This is a genomic window from Mangrovivirga halotolerans (genome assembly GCF_026241165.1).
GTDB lineage: Bacteria > Bacteroidota > Bacteroidia > Cytophagales > Cyclobacteriaceae > Mangrovivirga > Mangrovivirga halotolerans.
Map to the genome: position 1 here is coordinate 1 of NZ_JAPFQN010000015.1, position 24,971 is coordinate 24,971.

Sequence of the window (24,971 nt, forward strand, 5' to 3'; positions counted from 1 at the left end):
CATAATAAGTTACCTGACCACCATCAGCTTCATTTACCATTACCGCATCAGTTAATGCAAAGGTATAAGATCCTGTCTGACCATCTTCACAAGAGGTCTGTGGATTTAATACCAGGTCTGGATTGTCATATACATCGATTGTAAAACTACCAGTGCCATAACATCCCTCTGCTGTTTCGCTTCTCACCCAAATAGTTTCCTGACCTATATTTACACTATATGAATCAGGTGTAGGTAAGGTAGGTGCTCCTGCTTGAGCATCTGATAAACTTGCATGGAAGGTAAGAGCACCACCTCCAGCATCAGTTACACCATTATTCAAATTAAATGTTGCAGCTCCTGTAGCATCAACTTCACAATCCTCAAGATTTGTTGTTTGAATATCAGGAGAAGGAATTACTGTAACCGGATAAGTACAAATAGTAGATCCGAATTCTGAATTGATCGTTACTTTAACTGTATAACTTCCTCCGCTGGTTCCAGCATCAACAGTTGCCATATTATCATTTGCACCTGGCATTGGACTAAATGAAGCCCCCGATGTATTATTCACGATGTTCCATACATAAGTTGGATTTACAGCTCCAATAGGTGTTACAGTGTAGACATTGGTTGACCCTTCACAAACTGATGCTGGTCCGTCGAGATCACATTCAGGCGGAGGAACTACAGCAGCTGCTTTAAGCGATCTGTCCTGGTTACCCAGGTTGTTAAGGTTCCAGTCTTTCAATCTCATATGGTATGGAGAACCTGAGATTCCACCGGCTGATTTTGGTTTGCCATCATCGTCATAACCCCAATCAAGTCTACTGGCAATATGACCACCAAAAGCTAAAACTACTACTTGAGATGGATCATTTCCTACAGTAAATGTAATTGTTATTTGTTGTTCAGAAGTCGGTCCATTAAGATTCGCCTGGTTAGGATAAGAAATATTAGTAATATCTCCATTCCACATGGCCATATTTGCAGCACCCGCTGCGCTTACTATATTAAAACTGTTTTGCTGAATTGCTACTAATGGATCTAAATTACTACCCGGAGGCATTGGTATCGGATGAAGATCATCGGGAACTTCACCCAATGGCCATAGATCATATTGAGGGTAATCCTTACTTGGATCTATTTCCTCTTTATCATGAAGAAAAGCAAGTAAATGGGGTTCCAGTCGATCATAATCTGTAAGGTAGTCAATAGCATACGTACCACTTTCTATGGCATCATACCCTAATGTTAAATGTACTACCTCCCCTGAATCCATATTGATCATCTTCACACGATAAGCAATGGACATGCCTTCGGCAAAGTGTGCATTTTCTGCACCTGCATTACCATTTACCCAGGCAGCAGTATCAGATGGAGCATCGAAAGCGCCATTTCTTATCTGATCTAAATCTGCAGCTGGTTGACCTGCATCAGTGAAAATAGTCGTAGCAGTAATCCCGCTTGTCCCACCGGTAGCAGTCAAGGTAAAAGTAACACCCAGATCATGTTGTTCAATTAAATATTCATCATTTAAAATTTCACCATATGAATCAGCTACCGCATAATATGTATAGGGTGCATGAACAGCCTGATCTTCTTCAAAATATAAAGAAACTGTTTCCCCGGGTTGAAAACCACCTCCCCTGACTGTCACATATTCTCCAGGGACATAATCAGGTTTATCGGTACTTACCCAGGCTTCAAATAGAAAATTGATGTTTGATATGCTAGTAGGATCAAATTGCGTCTGGTGTGACACACTTTGAGAATAGGCTTTATTAACATAATCCGTATAAATATTCGGATCAATATTTAACAGATTTAAAACCTCAATATCACCGTAATATTTATCATTACTTTCTAAGGAAAAAAGATAACTAGTACTACTACTCAAATCACTTTCTACTGCAAATCCCTTGAGGGGAATCATCATTAGCAACAGAGAAGTGACTACAACTACGTTAGAAAAACCCTTGCAAAAAATAGATATATATCTATTTAAGCACCGGGTTTCACCAACCGAATCTGTAAAACTATTCATAAAATTTAATTGGTTAAGGTGTGATATTCGAATAATTGATTGGGAAAATACAGTCATAGGAATTTCATCCTTTGCTGTCAACAGTAATGGCGGTGGCTAGTTCAAAATAAATTTGAAATATATTAATAATATAAGTTGATTCTCTTAAGGAGAAGAGTCACCTATATCGACTTTATTAATTGTCATTTTTGGATGGATTATGATTTAACCTGTTACACTTGAAATCATGGTATTACAATATTCAATTTATATGAATATTATCAACGGTATTCTTTGGCTCTGCTTCTTAGATATAATCAATTTTAACTAAGAAGATTTAGAATAATTTATAAACTTAAATTTAAATAAAGAAATAATTTTATGGATTTTTTCAAGAATATATCGCTTTGATTATTGTCACTTTTCGATAACAATCTTTAAAGTATATTTAAACAATTGAATTATAAGTATGAATAGCTGTTATAAGGAGATTAAAAAAAAACCGGGAATTTCCCGGTTTATTTATATTTGTTCAAACGCAATTTAACTTTAGTTCAAATCACTTATAAGTATCATTCGTAACTAAAGAATGAAGGACATTCTATATTCTTATGGACATCCCTAAGCCTGAATCTAAAATTCAGTAAAAATTCATGGCTTCCGCCAGAATCTACACTCAGGTTGGAGGTTACAAAATCATAGGAATAGCCAATATGCAGGTTTTCTACAATAGTTAATTCGAATAAACCACTAACAGAGTCCCCTGTACGCCAGCCAGCTCCTACAGCTACTTTATCATAAAACACAAAAGAACCTGAAAGGTTAACAGTTGCAGGTTGATTTTCCTGTAGACGAACCAGAAAAGAAGGTTTAAAGATAACGTTTCCGGCTAAATGAAAGTTTTTACCTCCATTTAAAAAGTAATAGCGCTCTTCTTTCCCTTCACTATCATCTTGATCAATAATTTTATTCTTTAGTAAATAAGGAACCGATAATCCCAAATAAAAATCTTTAATCTTGTATAAAAAGCCAACTCCTGCATTAGGCCTAAATGAAACGTGCCTTTGATTTAATAATGGATCAGTAAGATCTAATGGGCTTGTTTTACCATAGTCGGAAACCAGGTTATTGAAACCCGCCTGTAATCCCATGCTTAGTGTCCCATTTTGTAACTTAAGCTTATAAGCGTAAGCCGCATACACAGCTAAATCACTATGCACCCCTATTTCATCATATTCGATTTTCAATCCAACTCCAATTCGATCCTGAGCAAGTCCCATATGACCATTGATCATTTGAGTACTAGGCGCCCCATCAAAATTAACCCATTGATCTCTGTGGTGAATTGTAACAGAACCAATATTATCTGATCCGGCATAAGCTGGATTGAACACAAACATATCATACATGTATTGTGTAAGAACTGTTCGCTGCTGTGCATAACCGGTAAATCCGATCGTAAAAAATATTATTACTAGTAGTTTTTTCATCACTTTCCAATCAATTATCTCAATAGCTCAAGGTATCCTGTTAATGGTTTAGAACCGTCCATCAGGTCAATAACATAGAAGTATGTTCCTATCGGAAGAGTATTCCCCATAGTATTAACTCCGCTGTTTGATAAACCATTAAATCTGCGATTCGGATCACTATTATCATAAGCCTCCATTTCAAATACCAGCATTCCTGCCCTGTTAAATATTTTAACCTGATTATCAGGGAAACTTGCAATACAACTTATATGAAAATATTCATTTAAGTTATCTCCATTTGATGTTACAGCGTTAAACTCTTGAATGTCAAGGCCAACCTCAAAATCATAAGTATCCTGACAGCCATTATAACCTGTGGCTGTTACACTGTAAAAACCTTCAAATAGACCATCCACATATCCACCGGTTATTAATGCTCCATCAATATTCCAGGTTATATCACTTAAAATAACATCATTATTATCCAGGTTAAGAATAGCGCTACCTTCTCCTGTTCCTCCTTCAGTTCTTGAACATATGTCGTTCTCAACAAGAACATTAATATTTGGATAGTCATTAATTTCAGCTACTGATACACTATCACTTCCTATATAACATCCCGTTTCCACATCAACCGCATCGACCTTAAGTTTAGAATAAGATAAACCGTCAACAATATCCTGATAAGAAACAATATTATCGGTATAAGTACCGCTGCTATCCTCCAGCAGATACCATGTAAAGCTATATCCAACTGTAAGGTCTTCAACCTTCACTCCTACTTTACCATTATCCTCATCACAACTTTCATCGTTATCGATCAGAAATGCTGCAGGTTTTGGAAAGAATGGAAGTTCTATTTCAACATCTGTTGTATCAAAAGCTACACATTGGGTAAAATTGTTGATTACTTCAACATAATATTCGCCTGCTGCAGCCTGTAAAAAAGTATTATTATTAAGTCTTTCCTCTGTGTTGCCGTCTTCATCAGTATACACCCAATTAAAAGTAAACCCGGCCACTTCATTACCATTAGCATAAGCACTTAACTGACCATTACCAACTTCTAAACAGTTGGTTACCGGAGCATCTTCAACTATTCTAACTGTAGGGCTCGTCAATGATTCAGCTACATTAACAGCTACAATTTCTGAAGTACATTGGTTTCCATTAGTCTGAGTTGCCTGAACATAATAAGTACCTTCCGGTAAATCAATTATTGATTGAGTGCTTCCCAGGACATCTGTACCAGCAGCATCATTATACCATATATAACTAAAAGTTGGATCTTCAGTAGCCCTTGGATCGTCAACACTAGCTAATCCTGTTACCGTACCATTTGCATCATCACCACATATTATATCAGCAGTTGATGAAGCTGCTACAGTTGGCTCTACCAAAGAGGTAACCATTATCTGTCCGGCAGTAGATTCACATAAGTTGTTTCTTACAATTACAGAATAAGAACCTTCTCCGAGTCCTGTTACAGTTTCAGTAGTTGAAAGCACTGTGTTCGGATCACTGTTGTCAATCCACTCATAGGTATATGTAGCAGCTGGATCCTCATTAAGAATCAGTACACTCAATTCTCCATTTGGATCAGTATCGACACAAGATTGTTGAGGTGCTACTTCAATTATATCCAATTCCGGATTAGGTCTGTCATCATTGATTCTTATCTGAGCAGGAGCAGATTGACAGCCTGTCAGATTATCTTCAGCTACAATGAAATATGTTGCCACATCAAGGTCTGTTCTGTAAAAGTCAGGACCAGTTTGTTCTTCAGTATTTTCATCAGGAGTATACCAGGTATAAGTAAAATCAGATAACGGCTGGCTTGTTCCATTTTGAAGTATTTCAACAACACCACCTTCACCACCAAGATCACATGCCTGAGGATCTGTTTTACTTACTTGCGTAATTATCGGTTCCTGAGTCAGACTTCTATCTTCAATGGTGAAGTTTCTGAAATTTGAACAACCTGTATTTTCATTTAAAACTTCGATTGAATAATCTCCAGGAGCTAAATTTAAATCGCTATCAGAGGTAACCCCGGTAGTAGTTTTATGTACTGGCCCAGCCCCTGATGACGCATCAATAGACTCATACCAAGTGAAAGTATAAGTGTCAGATCCAGCGTTTGATAAAGTTATATATGCTTCACCAAGCGGTGGAGCCTCACAGCTTATATCACCTACGGTCTGTATATTAATCGCCGGATCTACAGACAGATCATTAATAGTCGCATTTAGCGTTCTGCTTTGACAACCTGTTCCATCACCATTAATTTTGATAGCTTCAACATAATAGGTAACCCCATTCTTGATGTCAGGATAAATTGTTTCATTTAATACAGTACCACTGACACCCGTGATAGCGGTTCCACTGGTTAAATTAGATGCTCCTTCGTACCAGAAGAACTCAAAATCATTTGGATTTTCTGTAGGGAAACTCACTGAAATAGTCCCCTGATCGATACAATCAACTCTGTCAGTTTTTGAAATACTCATATTGAAGGCAGGAACAGGATCATTTCCAACGGTAAATGATCTTCTCACCTCACAACCTGAGGCAGTACCTCTGAAGGTTGCAGTATAAGTACCTGGTTCCAAATCAGTAAACTGATAAGAATCACCACTGGCAATCGTAATATTTGCCTCTGGTTGAGTTGATGTGGTAGTTGCATCCCAGATAACTTCCCAATCTGTAGAAACAGGATCGGCAGGATCGGTTTGTAAACCAATCTGAATAATACCATTGTAATCTGTACAATTTCGGTTATTAGTAATGGTAGCGGTAACTATCGGATCCTTAGCCTGGATACTAAGAGTAACCGTTTCGATATTTGATTCACATTGTTCGGTTCCCCTGTCTTCAATTGCTATAACAGTATAAGAGCCGGCAGCTAAATTATTATAGTTATAAGTTTGATTTGTATTAACATCAAGATCTGATCCCGTTTCAGTTCCTCCAACATTGGTTCCCTCATAAACAAATATGTCGTAGGTATAATTATTATCAGATGAAACAAAACTTACATCAAGTTCTCCGTTTTCATCAATACATCCTGTTAAATTAGTTGGAGTTACATCAATTTCCGGAGCAGTCGAGGCTCTCAGAGATTGAGTAGCATACTGCACACAATTTGTGGCTGTATTAGTTACCACCACAGTATACACTCCTGGTGCAAGATTAGGATCAGTTGTACTTCCCGCAAAGAAAGAACTGCTACCAAACGTTAAGGGATCTGTTGAAATTGGTGACCCCTGGTACCATTCATAAGTATAGGTTCCAGCTTCTGGAACTGAAGCACTCAATTGACCATTTGGATTTGAAGGATCACAACTAGTCGGGTCAGTTGGTGTAATATCAATAGTAAATGGAACAACTACATTATTAATTGTTTCAGTTATAAGATTAGATACACAACCTGTAATATTATTTATTGCTCTGACAGAATATGTTCCTTCCGGATATCCTGCAATTATTGGCCCGGTTTCTCCGGAAATAAGATTTGCAGGATCAACAAAACTTCCAGTATACCATTCAAATGTATAATCTGAATTGACAGCTGTTGATGGTACCGTTACATCAACTTCAATTGAACCATTAGGAGTTCCGCATTGATCAACATCTGATACATTTACCGTTGCAATTTCCGGAATTACAATCGCATCCAGTACATCATATGTTTCTACCGTTTCACAGGCATTTGAATTATCAACAACCTGTGCGGTATAGGTTCCGACATTAACATTTCTAATAATATTACCTGCAGGTCCTTGTACATTTCCGGAGTTAACCGGTGTCCCGGCAATATTGCTTCCGTTAAACCAGCTCCAGGTGTAGCCTGTAGTGACCCCGGTACCTCCTTCATCAACTACTGTTTCAATTTCACCATTTGGAGTTAAGCAGGAAGTAACATCAGTTATTGTTTCAGTAACCAGCGGATAAACCCGACGATCTTCAACTGTAATGGTAGCAGGCTGAGATTCGCAACCAGTCACATTATCCACTGCCTGAACCGTATAATCACCATCGTAAAGATCTGTATAATTTAGGCCGGTGTTATCAACTGTATTTTCAACAGATGAACTATTGTACCAATTAACAGTCACATTGGCTGGATTTGAATGCGTTACAGCAGCTTCAAGTTCACCATCAGGATAATCACATCGGGTATAATCATTAATTTTATTAAGGCTCAATGAAGGATATTCCAGATTTTCAGGAAGAAATATCTGATTTGTACCTGTACAGCCTGTCATATCGTTTGTTACTACAACAGTATAAATATTACTTGCTAACCCTGCCTGGGAAATTCCGGTTCCAATTGAATTAGAAGGTAAAGTATTTGGTCCTCTGAACCATTCGAATGAATATGTAAAAACAATTGGGTTATCAGGATCTTGTTGAGCTTCGTTTACAGCAGCCGAAAGTTCTCCATTCGATACTGATGTACAACTAGTTTGAATAGCGTCTAATCTTATATCAACTGTCGGATTTATTCTATCATCAGCAATATCAACATTGATCGTATCAGAACAACCCGTAACATCATCAACAGCAACTACAGTGTAAGTATTTTCTGCAAGCGCCGCTTGACCTGCACCTGTAAAATCAGGCACTGTTGAAGTTGTCGTACCGATATACCAGTTAAATGTATAACCAGTAGTAACCCCTGAAACACTCACATTTGCTGTCCCAACAGGGTTATCACATGAAGTAATATCGGTTTTTGCATCTAAGGTCAGTACAGGAATATTTATATTAACCGGTAATGTGATCGATTCGTCCTTTGGACATCCTGTTACTTTACTTGTTATTCGAACTCCATAAGTAACACCGCCTTCAAGTCCTGAAAGGGTTTGTCCTGTTCCAAGTAGTTGAGTTTCATCTAAAATTCCAAAGGCATCAGATGAATACCACTCAAATGTATAATTAGCATCATCATCATCTGCAACGAATGCATATAATTCACCATTTGGAGGAACGCAGAATGTTTGTTCCTGTATTAGTTGAACCTGATCATCAAAATCAAGGAAGCCAGGATTAATCAATACCGTATCAGCAATTCCTGAGCATTGCTTAGCATCATTAGTTGCTATTACAAAATATTCGCCTTCAGGCACCCCTGTTAAATAAGGTCCTGTGCTGATTATACTTCCATCTCCTCCAACTTCATACCAGTCGAAGGTATAACCTGCAGTTACAGTATCTATTCCGTTTAGTTTATAGGCACGAGCTGCACCAACATCAGGATAGGTATCATCACATTTAATATTATCCTGTACTTTTAGCGCTTCTACAGGGAAAGGAAGTGGTTCAACATATTGATTGGTAATGTTATTAGTATAGTTACATTCCAATACAGAACCATTCAGAGGGAATTGTAATGGTAAGGTATTAGTACCATCATCATCAAGGACGATATATAACTGAAAAGGAGTTCCATCACCCTGCACAGGAAGATCTGAAACTGTAATCGTATCTCCAGGAGCAAGGGAGATCATACGATCTATAGTCAGTAACTTTTGAGCGGTAGCATCAGTTGTCGGATCTCCGGCATAAAGTGTCATTAATAAATTATCTGATACTGCAACATCTCCATCGTTCTTTACTACATAATCAATAGTAAACTGCTCATCAGGACATGTCGGAGGATTAACCGTGATGAAATTTGCGGTTCCGTCATCATTTATTATCGGATCGAACACCAGGTCTGCTCCCGGTAAGGAAGGACAACCATTTGCATCAAGCGATGGCGTTTGAACCATAAAGTTATTAAATGGATATACCGTCCGGCCATCACCATAGCAGTTACCAGGAAAACTGGCAGCATTGTTTGTGAATTCCCTTGGTATTGAGAGGTCATCATTAACATTTGTTACATGATACCCGTGCTGATTCCATACATCTCGAGTTGGTACCCAATACTGAGCACCTGCTGCCTCGTATATTCTCAAGTTACCATTCCCTTGCTGCTGTAACCCATCACTAATCTTAAAAGCAGATGAGTTATCTGAGAAGTTACATGGCACCACAATGTTTGTATTTCCATCTCCATTTGCATCCACAATCAAAGGATACTCCATAAAGGTATGCGACTGGCATATTTCCTGGTGTATTACCGAGCCATCAGTTCCGGAAATGATTGAAAGAAAAGTCGCATCACGGTAAACAATTTCTTTTATTCCGTCATTATCAAAATCATAGGCAGTTACTCCAATTATACCTGATAAACTATCTTCAATTTGTCTCCACCATTCAATGGTATATGAAAGGTCGGGGTTAATTTCTACATTATATAATATTGATCCTGAAACAAAAACGGCATTCATAAGACCATCGCCATCTGTATCAGATAGCGTGACACGGCCTGTGCCCCATAACCAATCATTTTCAGGCGGAGCATCAGTCCCAGATCCAATATCATTAGTATCTGATAAATTAATCGTATTGAAAGTATTGTTAGTCACATCCCAGAAGAAAACCGTAGTTGGGCCGGTGTTACTTCCTTCAGCCCCTGTCATCACTACATCCAGGTTTCCGTCACCATTTATATCAGCTACAGAAGTGGTACTATAAGTAGCATATCCCATGTCTTTAGTATAGTATTCATCTAAGCTCTTCCATTCCGACAAAGTACCAGAATTGTAATTATAAATAGTACCACCAACAATAAGTTCCATTCCCGGACTATTGGGATTAATATCCATTGCAACCGGGCCATGATTCACTTCGGAATCCCAGTCTCCTAAATTACCGCTATCTCTTAATACCCCCGTTTTTGCATCCCATACCTCATCTTTAAAGTATATCTCAACTTCCCCGTCACCATCTAAATCTGCAAGACCAATAATTCCAGGATTATCAGGCCCTAAATCAACTTTTCCATTATTTCCAAAAGTAGTAATGGGCTCCAGCCTACAATTATAAGCTACGAGATAGTAATTACCATTAAATTCATTACCCTTAGCATCACCTTTTGCACGTTCAATAGAAAAAACCTCACCACAATCATCATTATCCAGATTGGCTATAGCAACCTCCAATTCAGGTCGAAATTTAGCATTACCAATTACAGTAGTAGAAGATTGATATTGCGTTTCTCCGGCATCAGGACCTGTACTATAAATAATTCTAAGTTCCTGATCCCATTTATGTGGTGTAACCACTTCCGGTATACCATCATTATTCAGATCACCAATTACAATTCGAGCCTGCGTATGTACATTCCGGTTGGAAGAACCAGCCGTATTAACCATCTCAAAATCTGTGATGGGAGGATTAACATTACATGTACCCGGAGTAGTATCGAGAAAGAAATCATCACAGACAGACTCAGAAGCACAGTCTCCATCGTAACAATCTACCAGACCGTCACCATCATCATCCCTTCCATTCCTACAATCTGTTTCTTGTGAAAATCCTTGAAAAACGAATAGCTGGATTGCAATTGCAATCAAAAAAAGTTTATTTCCCATAGCGCTAAAAAGTAATTGTATGCAATAAATACAATTATCTTACATAATTCAACAAGAAATCAATTCATTTCTTACATTTGAAAAAATACTTTTTGCCAGCATGAATAAATATTTAATTATTATCATTTTTTTAATGATCACTAACTCGGCCTATGCACAACTATACATTGGGCCCAATGTAGGAATAGATTATAACTCCATAAAATTTGGAGAAAAAGAATATACAGATATAATTGATCGTAAACCGTCAATTGGTTATCACGCTGGTATATCAGCACTTTTTGAGTTCAATAAGACAGTTAGTGTCTCTGCGAAATTATTATATGCCAATAAGAGCAGAGATGTTAAATTATCAGCGACAGGGTTAAGAATTGAAGAAAGATATGGATTTATAGAATTTCCTCTTGTTTTAAGGTACGCTATATACAGAAACCCGGGTTGGTATTACATTGGCGCGGGAGGGCACATTAGTTACTGGTTAAATGGAAGCGGTACTTTTTCTGAAGGAGAACTGGAAGATAATGGTCCCGTAGACTTCACAACTGAGTTTAATTCTTTAGGCAATGAGTTTGGGGTAATGTACTACCCTAATCCAAATCGGCTATTTGCCGGTCTAACACTAGTTGCGGGATCTATGTTTCATATGGGTTATGGTCAGCGAATTATGATCGAAGCACAATTTAGTCTCACACAGACCTTTTTCTCAAATGAAAGTGAAGGCAATGATACTAAGCTTCTGACGTTTTATGATCGTACAAGAGTTTCTCCTCTTGCTGCAGGTATTTCTATAAGCTATCTTTTCGATGCTAAATTTGGTAAAGCGAAGAAAGGAAAGTCTACTAAAAAGGAATCAAACCGACGAAAAAGGAGATAGAAAATTTTTGTTATATTTGGATTAAACCAAAGAAAGATAGATATGTTATTCGAAAGATTGATTAACACAACACTTGCACTTTTATTACTTGTATCATTCGTATCTTGTTCGGATGATGAACCAGCTACACAATTAATAACAGTTAAACTTACTGATGCACCGGCAGATTACGAGGAAGTAAATGTCGATATCAGGGAAATTTACGTTAACCTTGGTGATGAAGGAGATGATTCAGGATGGTACGAATTATCCGGAGTTAACCAGGGGATTTATGACCTGATCGAATTATCCAATGGTATTGACACAACTTTAGTCACTGAAAGAATTCCTGCCGGAGATATCTCACAGGTAAGACTGGTTCTTGGTAATGAAAATTCTGTGCAGATTGACGGTATTGAATATGCTTTATCAACACCAAGCGGACAGCAGTCTGGCGTTAAGATCAATTTGAATGAAACCTTTGATGAAGGTATTCCTTATATTATTGTTCTTGACTTTGATGCTGCAAGGTCTGTGGTGGAAGCAGGAAGTTCAGGTAAATACAACTTAAAACCTGTAATTAGAGCAACTGCAGAAGCTGCAGGCGGTGCTATTGCAGGTAATATTCAACCTGTTGAAGCTAATTCTATAGTTTATGCAATTATGGGAGAAGACACTGTAACTTCAACACCATCAAGTGAATCAGGAGATTATCTTCTACCTTATTTACCAGCAGGCAATTACACAGTTGGTATTGAGCCAAATGATGCTTTTGAATCAGCTCGTATTCCTGATATAAGTGTCACTGAAGGTAACCTGACCGAAGTAGACACTGTATTTTTAACTCCAACAGAGTAAAACACATTTTAAGTATAAGTTCAAAGCCCTGAAAATTTCAGGGCTTTTTTTATTATATTAAGAAATATTATAAAAATACTGGGGTTACTTTTCGTCGATTTGATATATTAAGAGATAAACAGACTAAAATGAACCTTAAAATACACATATATTTTTCAGCATTACTTCTCCTGTTATTTACAACAGGATGCACTAGTGAAACTAGCGAATCTAATATTAATTCCGGAAACATTGTGTTGAGGATTTCCGATTCTCCGGCAGACTATCAACGATTAATTTTAGATATTGAGGGTGCTATTCTGGAAGAAAATTCAAAACAGGTTCATCTACACACTACCTTTACCGGTCAACTGGATATCCTGGACTACAATAACGGAAAGTCCTACTTATTAGCAGAAGAGAAATACGAAAATATTACCCCTCAAAATATAATTTTAATATTAGGTCAAGATAATTTTATTACAATAAAAAATAAAAATTACAACATAGAATTACCTGAAAGCCTTAAAAACGGAATTAGAATACCAATACCAAGATCAATGGTTGATAAAAACAGTATAAACATTAACTTAGATTTTAACGCTGCAAAATCAGTCATTAAAAAGTCTGGCAAATTTATCTTAAAACCAGTTATAAACCCAAAAAAGGAAAACACCGGAGGTGGTGTTGAAGGCACAATCACCCCTGTTGTCCCTGCAGTTGCACACCTGATTCTTGATTCCGACACAATTTCATCGACTTATTGTGATGAATATGGTTACTTCTTTATTAATAATATAGAAGAAAATAAATACACATTGATCGTTGAACCAACAGATGAGTACGAGCACGGAGAGAGAAAAAATGTTATAGTGCAGGATATGCGTATAACAAATGTCGGGAAGATTAAAATCAACAAGAAATAACGTAATAAGGTCTGCTTTTATTTTTTTAAATTCCGTCAAATTATTGATAGGGAACCACCCACTTCTTGGACAAACATAGTAAATCCTTAGACTAATCGAAGAATTTTATCGATAAACAACCTCATAAGGTTATCTTTTCCATTCTAGTTGTATACATTTATAGAAATGTAAAATAAACACAGCTATGGGAAGAAAGATTTACAATTACTTTACGATTTTTCTTTTTCTGTTTACCACTACACACTTTACATCTTCAGGACTTTCCACTGGCCCTGATTGCGGTGACTCCTGTTTTGATGGAGAGTTAATTAGTATAACGGAAGAGGGAACATGCACAACTTATGAGATGAAAATCATTACCGATGGTGTTTGTAGCCATGGGTTATCACACGTCACGGTCGATGTACCTTGTGGAACTGTAACTTCGGCAAGCTCCACTACCAATTTCCCACTGGTCTTAAATGAAACCGACCCAAAAACAGGTTACAGCGGGATTAAAGTGGACAATATTCAGGATTTTGGTGAAGAGGACATACCCCAGTCGTTCATTCTTACTTTTACCGTATGTGAGGCGACTTGTGATGAATTCACAAACTGCTGGTCACCAAAACTTGCTTTCAAGGCAGGACAATGCATTTATGAAGAAGAGGCCGAGCAAATTTGTGCAGAGCCATTAACAGGTGACATAGAATCATCAGACGTTAAATGCTTTAATACTGCAACAGGAACAGCATCCGTTACTTTCGAAGGTGGTGTCGAACCCTACACTATTAGCTGGTCAGACGGACAAACAGGACAAACTCGCTCTGATCTTGCTGCCGGAGACTATTCAGTGACGGTTACAGATTCAAGAGGAGAAGAATTAACCTTATCAACAACAATTGGCTCTCCTAATGAGATTATCGTATCAGAGCAGGTACAACAGCCAGGTTGTTCAGGCACTAATACTGGTTCTATTCAACTTTCAGTTTCCGGAGGAGTTGCTCCTTATACGTATAATTGGAATACTGGAGAAACAACTTCAGAGCTTTCAGAACTTTCGTCTGGAACATACAGTGTCTTAATTACTGATGCGAATGAATGCTCTATTGAAAGAACTTTTACAATTGAGGAAGCCTCTTCTACCCTGTTAATAACAGGAATTTCCACTGATGCATCTTGTGACGGATCTACATTAGGATCAGTTGACATTACTGTATCAGGAGGTAGTGGAGATTATACATTTAATTGGAACAACGGAGAAACTACTGAAGATATTAGCCAACTGGCAAAAGGATATTATACCGTAAGTGTAACAGATGCTTCCGGCTGTTCTGCTGAGGCTACATTTGCAGTCAGAGATAATAATACAATTTCATTATATGTTGACAGAGTCGCTCCATCGTGTACTGGGGACCCTACAGGAGAATTATCGGCTATTGTATCTGGCGGCACCGAACCCTATTCATATGAGTGGAACAATGGTGCGACTACTTCGATAATTACAGGACTATCACAAGGATCTTACAGTGTAACAGTAACAGATGCTGAAGGATGTAGTAAATCATTCTCTACATATCTGAGACAGGATTTTCTGCGAGTTTCAGCTGACATTGAAGCTGCAGGATGCGATGGTTCTGCAACGGGAAGTATTACCTTAACACCTACTAATGGAACAGCTCCATTTGATTATAGCTGGTCTGACGGAACTACCGGAGCGACCAGAACAGGATTAGCTGCTGGTGAGTACATTGCTTCGATTACTGATGCTTCAGGGTGCTCTACTTCAATCAAATTAAATGTACCGACGGAAAGCGGCCCGGAAGTTTCTCTATCACTTGAAAAAGGAACTTGTGAGCTACCAGAAGCTACTTTAAACGCTTACACATCTTCAACAGATGCTTTGACATATGAATGGTCTGATGGAAGTACCGGAAAATCAATAACAGTTACTGAAGCAGGTGTTTATTCAGTTACAGTTACTAATTCCAATGGTTGTACCACTACTCAAAGTATAAATGTTGAGTCAGTTGTCAATGACTATAGTTATTTATGCGATCAAATCCAGGGTGATCAATGTCTTACTAATGATTTTACCTTTTCATTAACTACAAATATATCTTCTATAACAGTTACTGAAGATGTTTCAGGATCAGATTGGAATTTTGTAAATAATGGAACTGATATTGTCATTACACCAGGAGATTCCGGAACTACTGCAACTTATACGTTTATTATTAACACTATTGACGGGTGCGTAGTTACTTGTACAAAAACTTATTCTTCTTGCGTAAGCTCAGATTCTACTGACGATGGTACCGATGGCGGAACTGACGGTGGTACCGATGGCGGAACTGACGGTGGTACTGATGATGGAACTGACGGTGGTACCGATGACGGAACTGATGATGGAACTGACGGTGGTACTGATGATGGAACTGACGGAGGTACCGATGATGGTTCTGACGGTGGTACCGATGATGGAAGTGACGGAGGTACCGATGACGGAACTGATGATGGAACTGACGGTAGTACCGATGATGGTTCTGACGGTGGTACTGATGATGGTTCTGACGGAGGTACCGATGATGGATCTGACAATCCTGACGATGGAGACAATAGTGATGATCCAGGTACAGATTGTACCAGTGACTTTGAAACTATCATCACCAATGTATCTGTAGAAAACGGATGTCATGTGATTGATTTTGAAATAATCGCTGATCCGGAAACTCAATATGGACTATCCCATATTATTATTGATCTTCCTTGTGCTGAAGATGCCAAAATTGAGTTTGATGATATCAGAGGAACAGTTGAGTATGTTAGCTCTGATCCAACTACAGGCGCTTCCGGAATAAAGATTGAAGATTTCGGTGATTTCAAATCAGGAAGTTATTCATTCTCGGTTACTTATTGTGAAACTGAAACTTGTCCTGAAATAGCCGAAGGCACATTTGAGTCAATCACCTACACATACAAAGCCGGGCAATGCGTAACAACTTCTGAAGGAATACTCGAAATTCCTGAGTTTGATAATTCAACAACTATATATCCTAATCCATCGACTAACGGACAATTTAATATTGCTCTTATTGAGGATTACGGTGAAGAAGTACAGGTAAATGTTTATTCAATTACCGGTGATCTACTAATATCAAAACATATGATAACATCAGGAAAAGATCTACTCGAATTAGAACTTCCTGATAAACCGGGTCAATATATGATTCAGATTATCGGAACTGAAATATCTGATAGTCAAATTATAATTATTGAATAATTTTTAGTTTTAGGTTAGAATGAGTGAAAAAAGGCTGCAGTACTGCAGCCTTTTTTTTATATTATGGTAATAAAACCAACTGAAACTAGTTAAAGTTCATTAACAAAAACCAATCGAAAATGACACACCCGTATAATGTAGAACAAAAAATTAAAACAGAATCGGGCGAGTATAAATACTTTAGCCTGGAAGACCTGGAAAAAGAAGGGCATAATATCTCAAAACTTCCTTTTTCTATCAGGATTCTGCTTGAAAATGCTTTGCGTAATTTTGACGATTTCGCAATTACCAAAGAACATATTGACACAATTCTCAACTGGGAACCAAAAGCATCTGATAAAGATATACCTTACAAACCTGCTCGCGTTTTAATGCAGGATTTCACAGGAGTTCCTGCAGTAGTAGACATCGCTTCATTAAGAGCAGAAATGGAAAGAAAGGGAAAAGATCCGGAAAAGATTAATCCACTTATCCCTGTTGACCTGGTAATTGATCATTCTGTTCAGGTTGACTATTTTGGAACTAACTATTCCTATTTAAAAAATGTTGAAGTCGAATACGAACGAAACGGAGAACGATACCAATTTTTGAAATGGGCTCAAAAAGCATTTAAAAACTTTAGTGTAGTACCACCGGGCATGGGTATATGCCACCAGGTGAATTTAGAAAACCTGGCAAAAGGAGCTATAACCAGAGATGGTATGATTTTCCCTGATACACTTGTCGGAACGGATAGTCACACACCAATGGTTAATGGTATTGGAGTAGTTGGCTGGGGCGTTGGTGGCATTGAGGCAGAAGCTGCTCTTTTAGGACAGCCTATATATTTCATTATGCCTCAGGTAATCGGATTAAAACTTACCGGTGAGATGCCATTAGGAACTACTGCTACCGATCTGGTACTTACAATTACACACTTACTCCGTTCTTATGGTGTAGTGGGTAAGTTTGTTGAAGTCTTTGGTCCCGGACTTGATAATTTATCCGTACCAGACAGAGCTACAATTAGTAATATGTCGCCTGAGTTTGGGTGTACAATTTCTTATTTCCCAATTGATGATCAGACCTTGGATTACATGGGCAAAACAAACAGAGATCCTGATCACATTAAAACCGTTGAGCAATATTGTAAAGCCAATATGCTCTGGAGGGAAAATGAAGATGCTATTACTTATTCAGATGTACTTGATCTGGATCTCAGTACGATCAAACCTACAGTATCAGGTCCTAAAAGACCTCAGGATAAAATTCCTGTAGAAGACCTCAAGCCAAAATTTCAGGAATTATTGAAAGAGGGATATGAAAGAGATTACGTGCCAATTGCCAAAAGGGACGTGCTAAGATGGAAATCCGAAGGTGGTGGTCAAAAGACGGCCAAAGCCATGAAAGCTGACACCCCTCAGGATATTGAAGTCGAAGAAGTAGATGGCAATTTAAAAACTGTCAGTATTAAGATAGGCAATGAAAAATATGAAATCAGTGACGGATCTATCGCTATAGCAGCAATCACTTCCTGTACCAACACCTCCAATCCTAGTGTAATGCTTGGAGCGGGTCTAGTAGCAAGAAAAGCGGTAGAATTAGGCCTTGATGTAAAACCATGGGTGAAGACTAGTCTTGCGCCTGGATCGAAGGTTGTTACTGACTATTTACAAAAATCAGGACTGCTTGAAGACCTTGAAGCACTGAAATTCCACACAGTAGGATATGGTTGTACTTCTTGTATCGGAAATTCCGGTCCGCTTCCCGCACCTATCACTAAGGCAGTGGAAGAATTTGATCTGGTAGTATGTTCAGCTTTATCCGGAAACAGAAATTTTGAAGCAAGGGTTCACCCTCTTGTTAAAATGAACTTTCTGATGTCGCCAATGCTGGTTGTTGCCTTTGCTCTTGCCGGAAGAATCGATATTGATCTGAATGAAGAACCTGTAGGATATGACCCGAATGCGCAACCAGTTTATCTGAAAGATATCTGGCCGACTAATGAAGAGATTTTTGAGCAGATGAAGAAAGTGCTGACTCCAAAAGATTACGAGAAAAATTACAATGAAATCTTTGATGGCAATGAAATATGGAGAGAACTTAAGGCTCCGGAAGGAAAGCTTTACGATTGGTCTGATGATTCTACCTATATTAAAGAAGCACCTTTCTTTAAAGATATTAGTGAAGAGCCAAAAAAACTTTCTGATATTGAAGGAGCTCGTGTATTATTAAAATTAGGCGATAGTATAACTACAGATCATATTTCTCCTGCCGGATCATTCAAAAAGGAATCTCCTGCCGGAAAATACCTTACTGACAAGGGAGTTCATCCTGAAGACTTCAACTCATATGGTTCCCGTCGGGGTAATGACGAAGTTATGGTCAGAGGTACCTTTGCGAATGTACGAATCAAAAATCAGCTGGCGTCACAAGAAGGTGGTTATACCACTCATATTCCAAGTGGTGAGGAAATGTCAGTATTTGATGCTTCAAAAAAATATCAGGATAACGACACCCCGCTAATAGTTATTGGCGGAAAGGAATATGGTAGTGGATCATCAAGAGACTGGGCTGCGAAAGGAACAGACCTCCTGGGAATCAAAGCCGTTATTGCAGAAAGTTATGAAAGGATACATAGAAGTAACCTTGTAGGAATGGGTGTATTACCTCTTCAATTCAAAGAAGGCGATACACCGGAAAGCCTTGGCCTTGATGGAAAAGAAACATACGACATCACTGGAATCAGCGATGACCTTACTCCTTTGGAGGAATTAAGTGTTACTGCTAAAAAGGATGATGGTTCTACCGTTGATTTTAAAGTTATTTGTCGACTGGATTCTAAGATCGAGGTAGCGTATTATCAAAATGATGGAATTTTACAGTATGTATTAAGACAATTCCTTAAAGATTCGTAATCAGTTTAATTAAAAATAAAAGGCCTGCAGAAAACTGCGGGCCTTTTTTTATGCTTTATATTTCTGTTTTTAAACATAATCAGCAGTATTTATTGGAGCTAAAATATCCGGGATTTAAAATCCTGTTTATTATAAATTCCAGATGCGCAAAGCTAACATCTGGAATAATTGATTTATAATCGAAGAGTTTATTTTACTGGTTTCACACTTAGCGCCAGGCCTCCCCCCGGAGCAAGTCTGAAGGTTTTCTGATCTCCTATTTTCACTACCATATTATTGATAGATATTGACTCCGGCTTATCATTCCAGTGGGCATCATCGGCATCTCTATAAATTATTGCCTCATATGTTTTATCCTCATCGAGAAAATCAAATTGAATTGTAACTTCTCTCTCATTTTCATCAGTTATACTACCGACGAACCAATTATTAGTCCCTTTTTCTTTTCTGGCAATTGTGACATAATCTCCAACCTCACCGTTCAAAACTTTACTTTGATCCCAATCTACTGCCACATCACGTATAAATTGAAATGCAGGCTGACCTTCGTAGCTCTCCGGTAAATCAGCTACCATTTGAATGGGGCTATAGATAACAACATATAAGGCTAATTGATGTGCTACAGTCGTATTTACCTGATTCCCTTCTTTATAAGGATCTAATTTAATATTAAAAATACCCGGAGTAAAGTCTACTGGCCCTGATAACATTCTGGTAAAAGCTATAATTGACAGGTGCTCCGGTGGATTGCCACCATCTGATGCCCAGGCATTAAACTCCTGTCCTCTTAACCCTTCACGAGATATCATGTTGGGATAGGTCCTGCGCAACCCTGTACCTTTTATAGGTTCGTGTGCATTTATAGCAATTTCATGCTCAGCTGCTTTAATCATTGCATTATTATAATGATTTACCATCCATTGACCATGATGATATTCACCTTTTGGAATTATCGGCCCAACATAACCTGTCTTCACAACATGTACTCCTAATGCTTCCATTAAAGAATAAGCTGTATCCATTTGTTGTTCATAAGTTCTTGGTGCAGCAGAAGTTTCGTGATGCATAATAATTTCCACTCCATTTTCCTTTCCATATTTCACTACCTCTTTCAGATCATAATCGGGATAGGATGTAACGAAATCAAATACTCCTTCTCTGTCATCCATACCTGGCCTTTGTTCCCAGCCGGTATTCCAACCTTCAATCAAAACAGCACCAATATTATTCTTTGCCGCAAAATCGATATATCTTTTTGCATTTTCAGTTGTCGCACCGTGTTTAGATGAAAACTTTTTATCCTTTATATTTTTTGACATATCCCTGGTTGTATCCCATTTAGATTTGCCCAAATGCATCTCCCACCAGATACCAACATATTTCATCGGTTCAAACCACGAAACTTCACCGATTTTATTCGGTTCATTCAGGTTAAGAATCAGCTTCGATTCTATTAGTCCTCCTGCATCTTCGCTTATTTGAATTGTTCTCCAGGGTGTGCTAAAAGGTAGTTTCCGTAAAACTTTATACCCTAATCGATCCGAACCGACAAGTTCACTGGTAAGCTTGAGTTCGTCTTTATTAACTTTCAATGTCATTCCTGCATAATCAATTAAAGCAGCCTCATGAAAACTTATGTGAAGGCCTGAATCAGTTCTCATTGTTACGGGAGTATTTACTGCATTTTCGGGAATATAACTGGCAGCAAGACCACTTTTAGATTTTGCTAATTCAAGAGCATTGATACCGGAAACTTTAGTAGTATTATAAAGCCACTCATAGCTATCCCAGTCACCTGGTATCCACCATGTTGTATGATCACCGGTTAAATTAAACTCAGTTATTTCATCCATAATTATCAGAGTGTCTACCCCTTCCTGTTCCGGAAAGTGGTATCTAAAACCTATCCCGTCATCATAAGCCCTAAAGATTATATCAAATTTTCTTTGTGATTCACCCTTTTCCTGAAGTCTTACAGCTATTTCGCGATATTTATTGTTTATTGTTTTTTGCTCACCCCATATCATATCCCATGACTGATTAAAGGCTGTTTCTTCAATTTCCGTGATTTTAAAATTATCATCAAAGGGTGGATGATTTTTAAACTCAAAACCAAGAAATGAAGTATCAATGACTACATTATCTTTATATAACACAGAATAATAAGGTTTGCCATAATCATCCACCCCAAACCTTATATGTACATCTTCATCAGGTGATTTAACTATTGCCTCTGTTTGATTCTTTTCAGGAGAATCACAAGAAATAGAAATAGTAAAAATAAGAATAGCAGCTATTAGTAAGTCTTTTTTGATCATGCCTTCATTGATTTGAGTGGTCTTTAAATATAAGAAATTGCAGCTGAAAAATAAGATGATAATAGAATCAGGATACGAGATCAATAAATAATAAGCTTTCCGGTCATATTTACTTCAGCCCCAGTAACCTTATAAATATAAACACCCTGCGGAATAGCATTTATTCTGATAAAATCTCTTTCCGGCAGCAATTCTCTTTCAAAAATGACTTTGCCGGTTGTAGAAAGCAATGAAAAATTATGTCTATCGGAGAATGAACGCGTAAAGATTTTGACTTCCTCTCCTGCCCTTGCAGGATTTGGGAATATCATTCCCGGTCTATTATTGAAATAGTATTCTGTGGCTATTTCAGAATCGATTATCTGACCATTCTCAAATATTAAACGCGCATAATAATTGTTCATTCCTTCAGCAGGATTTTCATCGATTAAGACCAGAGTTTTTGACGTAAGCTGGTCTTTATCCAATAAACCAATTAATTTATCTTCTAACCCTGTCCTGAAAAATTGCAATTCCCTGATTCCATATACCGACCCAAGAAAAATCGTCAGATCAATTCCTTTTAGATTACCATTTCTTTGAGCAAAAAATGAATTCAAAAAACATGTAGAAACCTGAGATTGAGTATTAATTGCCTGTCCGGATATCCCCCTATGATTAGCGAAATGAGGAAAAACTCTAAAAATATTGCTTTCATCAATACCCTGAATAATCGCAAAAGTATCATCTGTAATTACTGTAGATCTATATTCATGTAAAGAAGGATCAAAAGTAAGGACTTCATAGTTATCCGCTCCGTTTACCGGTTTCCATTCAATAAAAAGTGAGTCAATACAGTTAACTGTAACCAATGGTCGCAGAGGAGATGAAATGATGAAATTTTCACTGGTATAATCTATACCATCAATCCTCATTATTGCCCGGGCTGAAGCTAGTGTATCGGGTGAAACCCAACGATAGTAACCCTTTGTAACATCGACATTACCTTCAATTAGCTCTTCTCTTCCATCATCCCATCTTATAAATAATTGCCCTTGAGCACCATCAAGTGTGGAATTCCATCTGAAATATGATGCAGATTCTCCATTATAGGGCATATTTTCATTTTCTACAGGGGCATACCACTCAAATAGATTTTTTCTTTCTTTATACCATGCTATGGAGTAGGCTTGGTGATCTCCAAATAATAAATCTCCACTAATTTTAACTGTATAATTTCCCGGCTCCGGATCTTTTAAAGTAATAAGCTCACCATTATTCAATGTATCAATCCCTGTAGAAACATTTCTTTCCAAAATTTCAGTTCCCGGAGTTGGATCAGGAACACCCGGATAAAATAAATCTCCGTTTGGGCCTTCAATTACTATATCAAGATCATTAACCAGAGCCTTATAATCCCCGGGATTTGCGGCAACATCAATCCATGATAATGCTACACGAACATTTCTCACATCAGCCGGAATTTCCAGCTGAAAAGTTCTGGTTACACCATTGGCTACAGAATCAATAACAAAATCCTTGTTTTCAGTAATTTGAATTGCATTATATGCATTCACACTTCCATAACCAGAATGATAATCCGGTCCAGGTATACCCACATCATCAGCTGAGGCCATCAGAATTGATTTTACAGTAGAAAATATTGGCAGCTCATTATATCTTTGAAGATATTTTTGTTGGAGAAGGACACAAATGCCAGATAATATAGCCGCAGAATTAGAAGATCCAATATTGCTATAGGTTACAAACTCAGGTTTAATTCTGCCATCATAGGCAGGTCCTCTGGATACAAATTCAGGAAAATTAAATACTGTATCTGCTGATCCAACAGTAAGTACATTTTTTGCCTGCTTATAATTACCAGTAAGATTAGCGATACCGGGAATCCCATTATAAATACCTTCAGAGGCCTGGTCAAAACCATTATTTCCCGATGAAAACACATGGACCAGGGTATTAATTTCATTTACATTTTCATCATATTCAGCAGCAATGGCACCATAAAAATTTTCAATTTCTGTTCCGAACGAATGGTTTTGGACAGAAATATTATAATCAATATAGAATGATGCCGGATCAGGAATAATATCTGTAAAATCAGACGAAACCAGAGAGGCTCTTTTCGCAACACCCAGGCCGGTAATAAAGCTGTTTCCTGCACCCGCTGCGATGGTGGTCATCTCGGTAGCATGCCTTGAAATATTTTGTGAAGATCCTTCATAATCAATTACCCTGTTACTAAAATCAATATCATGTGGATCAAATTTTTCTTCGTGGATGGATAGAGTTATCCCCTCTCCTGTTAATTCAGGGGATTTTTGATGAACTATATTCACCTGGTTTGGCCGAAGATTCAAATCAATCACCGGGGTTTCTACTTTTGGTGAGATAGATTCGATCCCTATATAAAATACATTTGTAATGGAAGCCACAGATTCTATTACTTCATCTACATGACCTCGAATAAAAATCAAATCGTTTTTTAAAACGGGTTCATATCGGGAATTGATTTTTTTCACGGTGGCCGATGGATCAATAGACTTGACAACAAACCTATAACTCTTTTTTACCCCCTGCTGAACATTGGGACTTAATTTCCAAAGATCATTCACATAATACGCTTGTTTTATCCCTGTAAAGTCACCTTGAGACCGGATAATAGCCACGTCACTCGAAATTTTTCGAATGACATTTGACATATCCAAATTATCTTGTGCATTAGAAGTATTAAATACTACCAATAAAAAACCATTACTAATTCTGGACTGATTTGCAATGTCTGCTTCACCCACAATGAATCTTTCCCAGGAAGGAATCTGGGCTTGAAGCATGCTCGTAAAGGTTATGCAAAGAAATATCCTGAGAATAGCATCTCTCATATAAATCCGTCAATAATGGTTGATTCTACAAATAT

The 24,971-nt window shown here is 37.8% G+C and carries 10 protein-coding genes; 5 read left to right on the forward strand and 5 right to left on the reverse strand.

What is annotated here, in order from left to right:
- From OO013_RS19795 to OO013_RS19805, 3 genes are all read right to left on the reverse strand, one after another.
- A partial coding sequence (locus tag OO013_RS19795) for an FIDD domain-containing protein (RefSeq protein WP_266058844.1) occupies positions 1–2,026 on the reverse strand: 2,026 nt, incomplete at its 3' end.
- A 551-nt stretch (positions 2,027–2,577) separates the two neighbouring features.
- Positions 2,578–3,495 carry a PorP/SprF family type IX secretion system membrane protein gene (locus OO013_RS19800; protein WP_266058845.1) on the reverse strand — a complete coding sequence of 306 codons (918 nt, stop codon included), beginning with the start codon at positions 3,493–3,495 and terminating at the stop codon, positions 2,578–2,580.
- A gap of 14 nt (positions 3,496–3,509) precedes the next feature.
- A complete protein-coding gene (locus OO013_RS19805; protein ID WP_266058846.1) occupies positions 3,510–10,964 on the reverse strand; it encodes a T9SS type B sorting domain-containing protein in 7,455 nt (2,484 codons plus the stop codon).
- A gap of 133 nt (positions 10,965–11,097) precedes the next feature.
- Between OO013_RS19805 and OO013_RS19810 the strand changes: the two genes are divergently transcribed.
- From OO013_RS19810 to acnA, 5 genes are all read left to right on the forward strand, one after another.
- The gene (locus tag OO013_RS19810) at positions 11,098–11,838 is read left to right on the forward strand and encodes an outer membrane beta-barrel protein (protein WP_266058847.1); all 741 of its coding nucleotides are present in this window, start codon (positions 11,098–11,100) and stop codon (positions 11,836–11,838) included.
- Positions 11,839–11,880: 42 nt separating this feature from the next.
- Positions 11,881–12,675 (forward strand): DUF4382 domain-containing protein, encoded by a 795-nt coding sequence (locus tag OO013_RS19815; RefSeq protein ID WP_266058848.1) that lies wholly within the window; start codon positions 11,881–11,883, stop codon positions 12,673–12,675.
- Between the two features lie 128 nt (positions 12,676–12,803).
- The gene (locus OO013_RS19820; protein ID WP_266058849.1) at positions 12,804–13,580 is read left to right on the forward strand and encodes a DUF4382 domain-containing protein; all 777 of its coding nucleotides are present in this window, start codon (positions 12,804–12,806) and stop codon (positions 13,578–13,580) included.
- Positions 13,581–13,764: 184 nt separating this feature from the next.
- Complete coding sequence (locus OO013_RS19825) at positions 13,765–16,842, forward strand: T9SS type A sorting domain-containing protein (RefSeq protein ID WP_266058850.1); 3,078 nt, start codon at positions 13,765–13,767, stop codon at positions 16,840–16,842.
- A gap of 119 nt (positions 16,843–16,961) precedes the next feature.
- Positions 16,962–19,739, forward strand: coding sequence for an aconitate hydratase AcnA (gene acnA, locus OO013_RS19830; protein ID WP_266058851.1), 2,778 nt, complete (start codon positions 16,962–16,964; stop codon positions 19,737–19,739).
- 188 nt (positions 19,740–19,927) lie between these two features.
- On the opposite strand, the gene OO013_RS19835 is transcribed toward acnA, so the two are convergent.
- Together OO013_RS19835 and OO013_RS19840 are read right to left on the reverse strand one after the other, a co-directional pair.
- Positions 19,928–22,057 carry a glycoside hydrolase family 97 protein gene (locus OO013_RS19835; RefSeq protein ID WP_266058852.1) on the reverse strand — a complete coding sequence of 710 codons (2,130 nt, stop codon included), beginning with the start codon at positions 22,055–22,057 and terminating at the stop codon, positions 19,928–19,930.
- Positions 22,058–22,137: 80 nt separating this feature from the next.
- Positions 22,138–24,888, reverse strand: coding sequence for a S8 family peptidase (locus OO013_RS19840; RefSeq protein WP_266058853.1), 2,751 nt, complete (start codon positions 24,886–24,888; stop codon positions 22,138–22,140).
- Between the last annotated feature and the right edge of the window lie 83 nt (positions 24,889–24,971).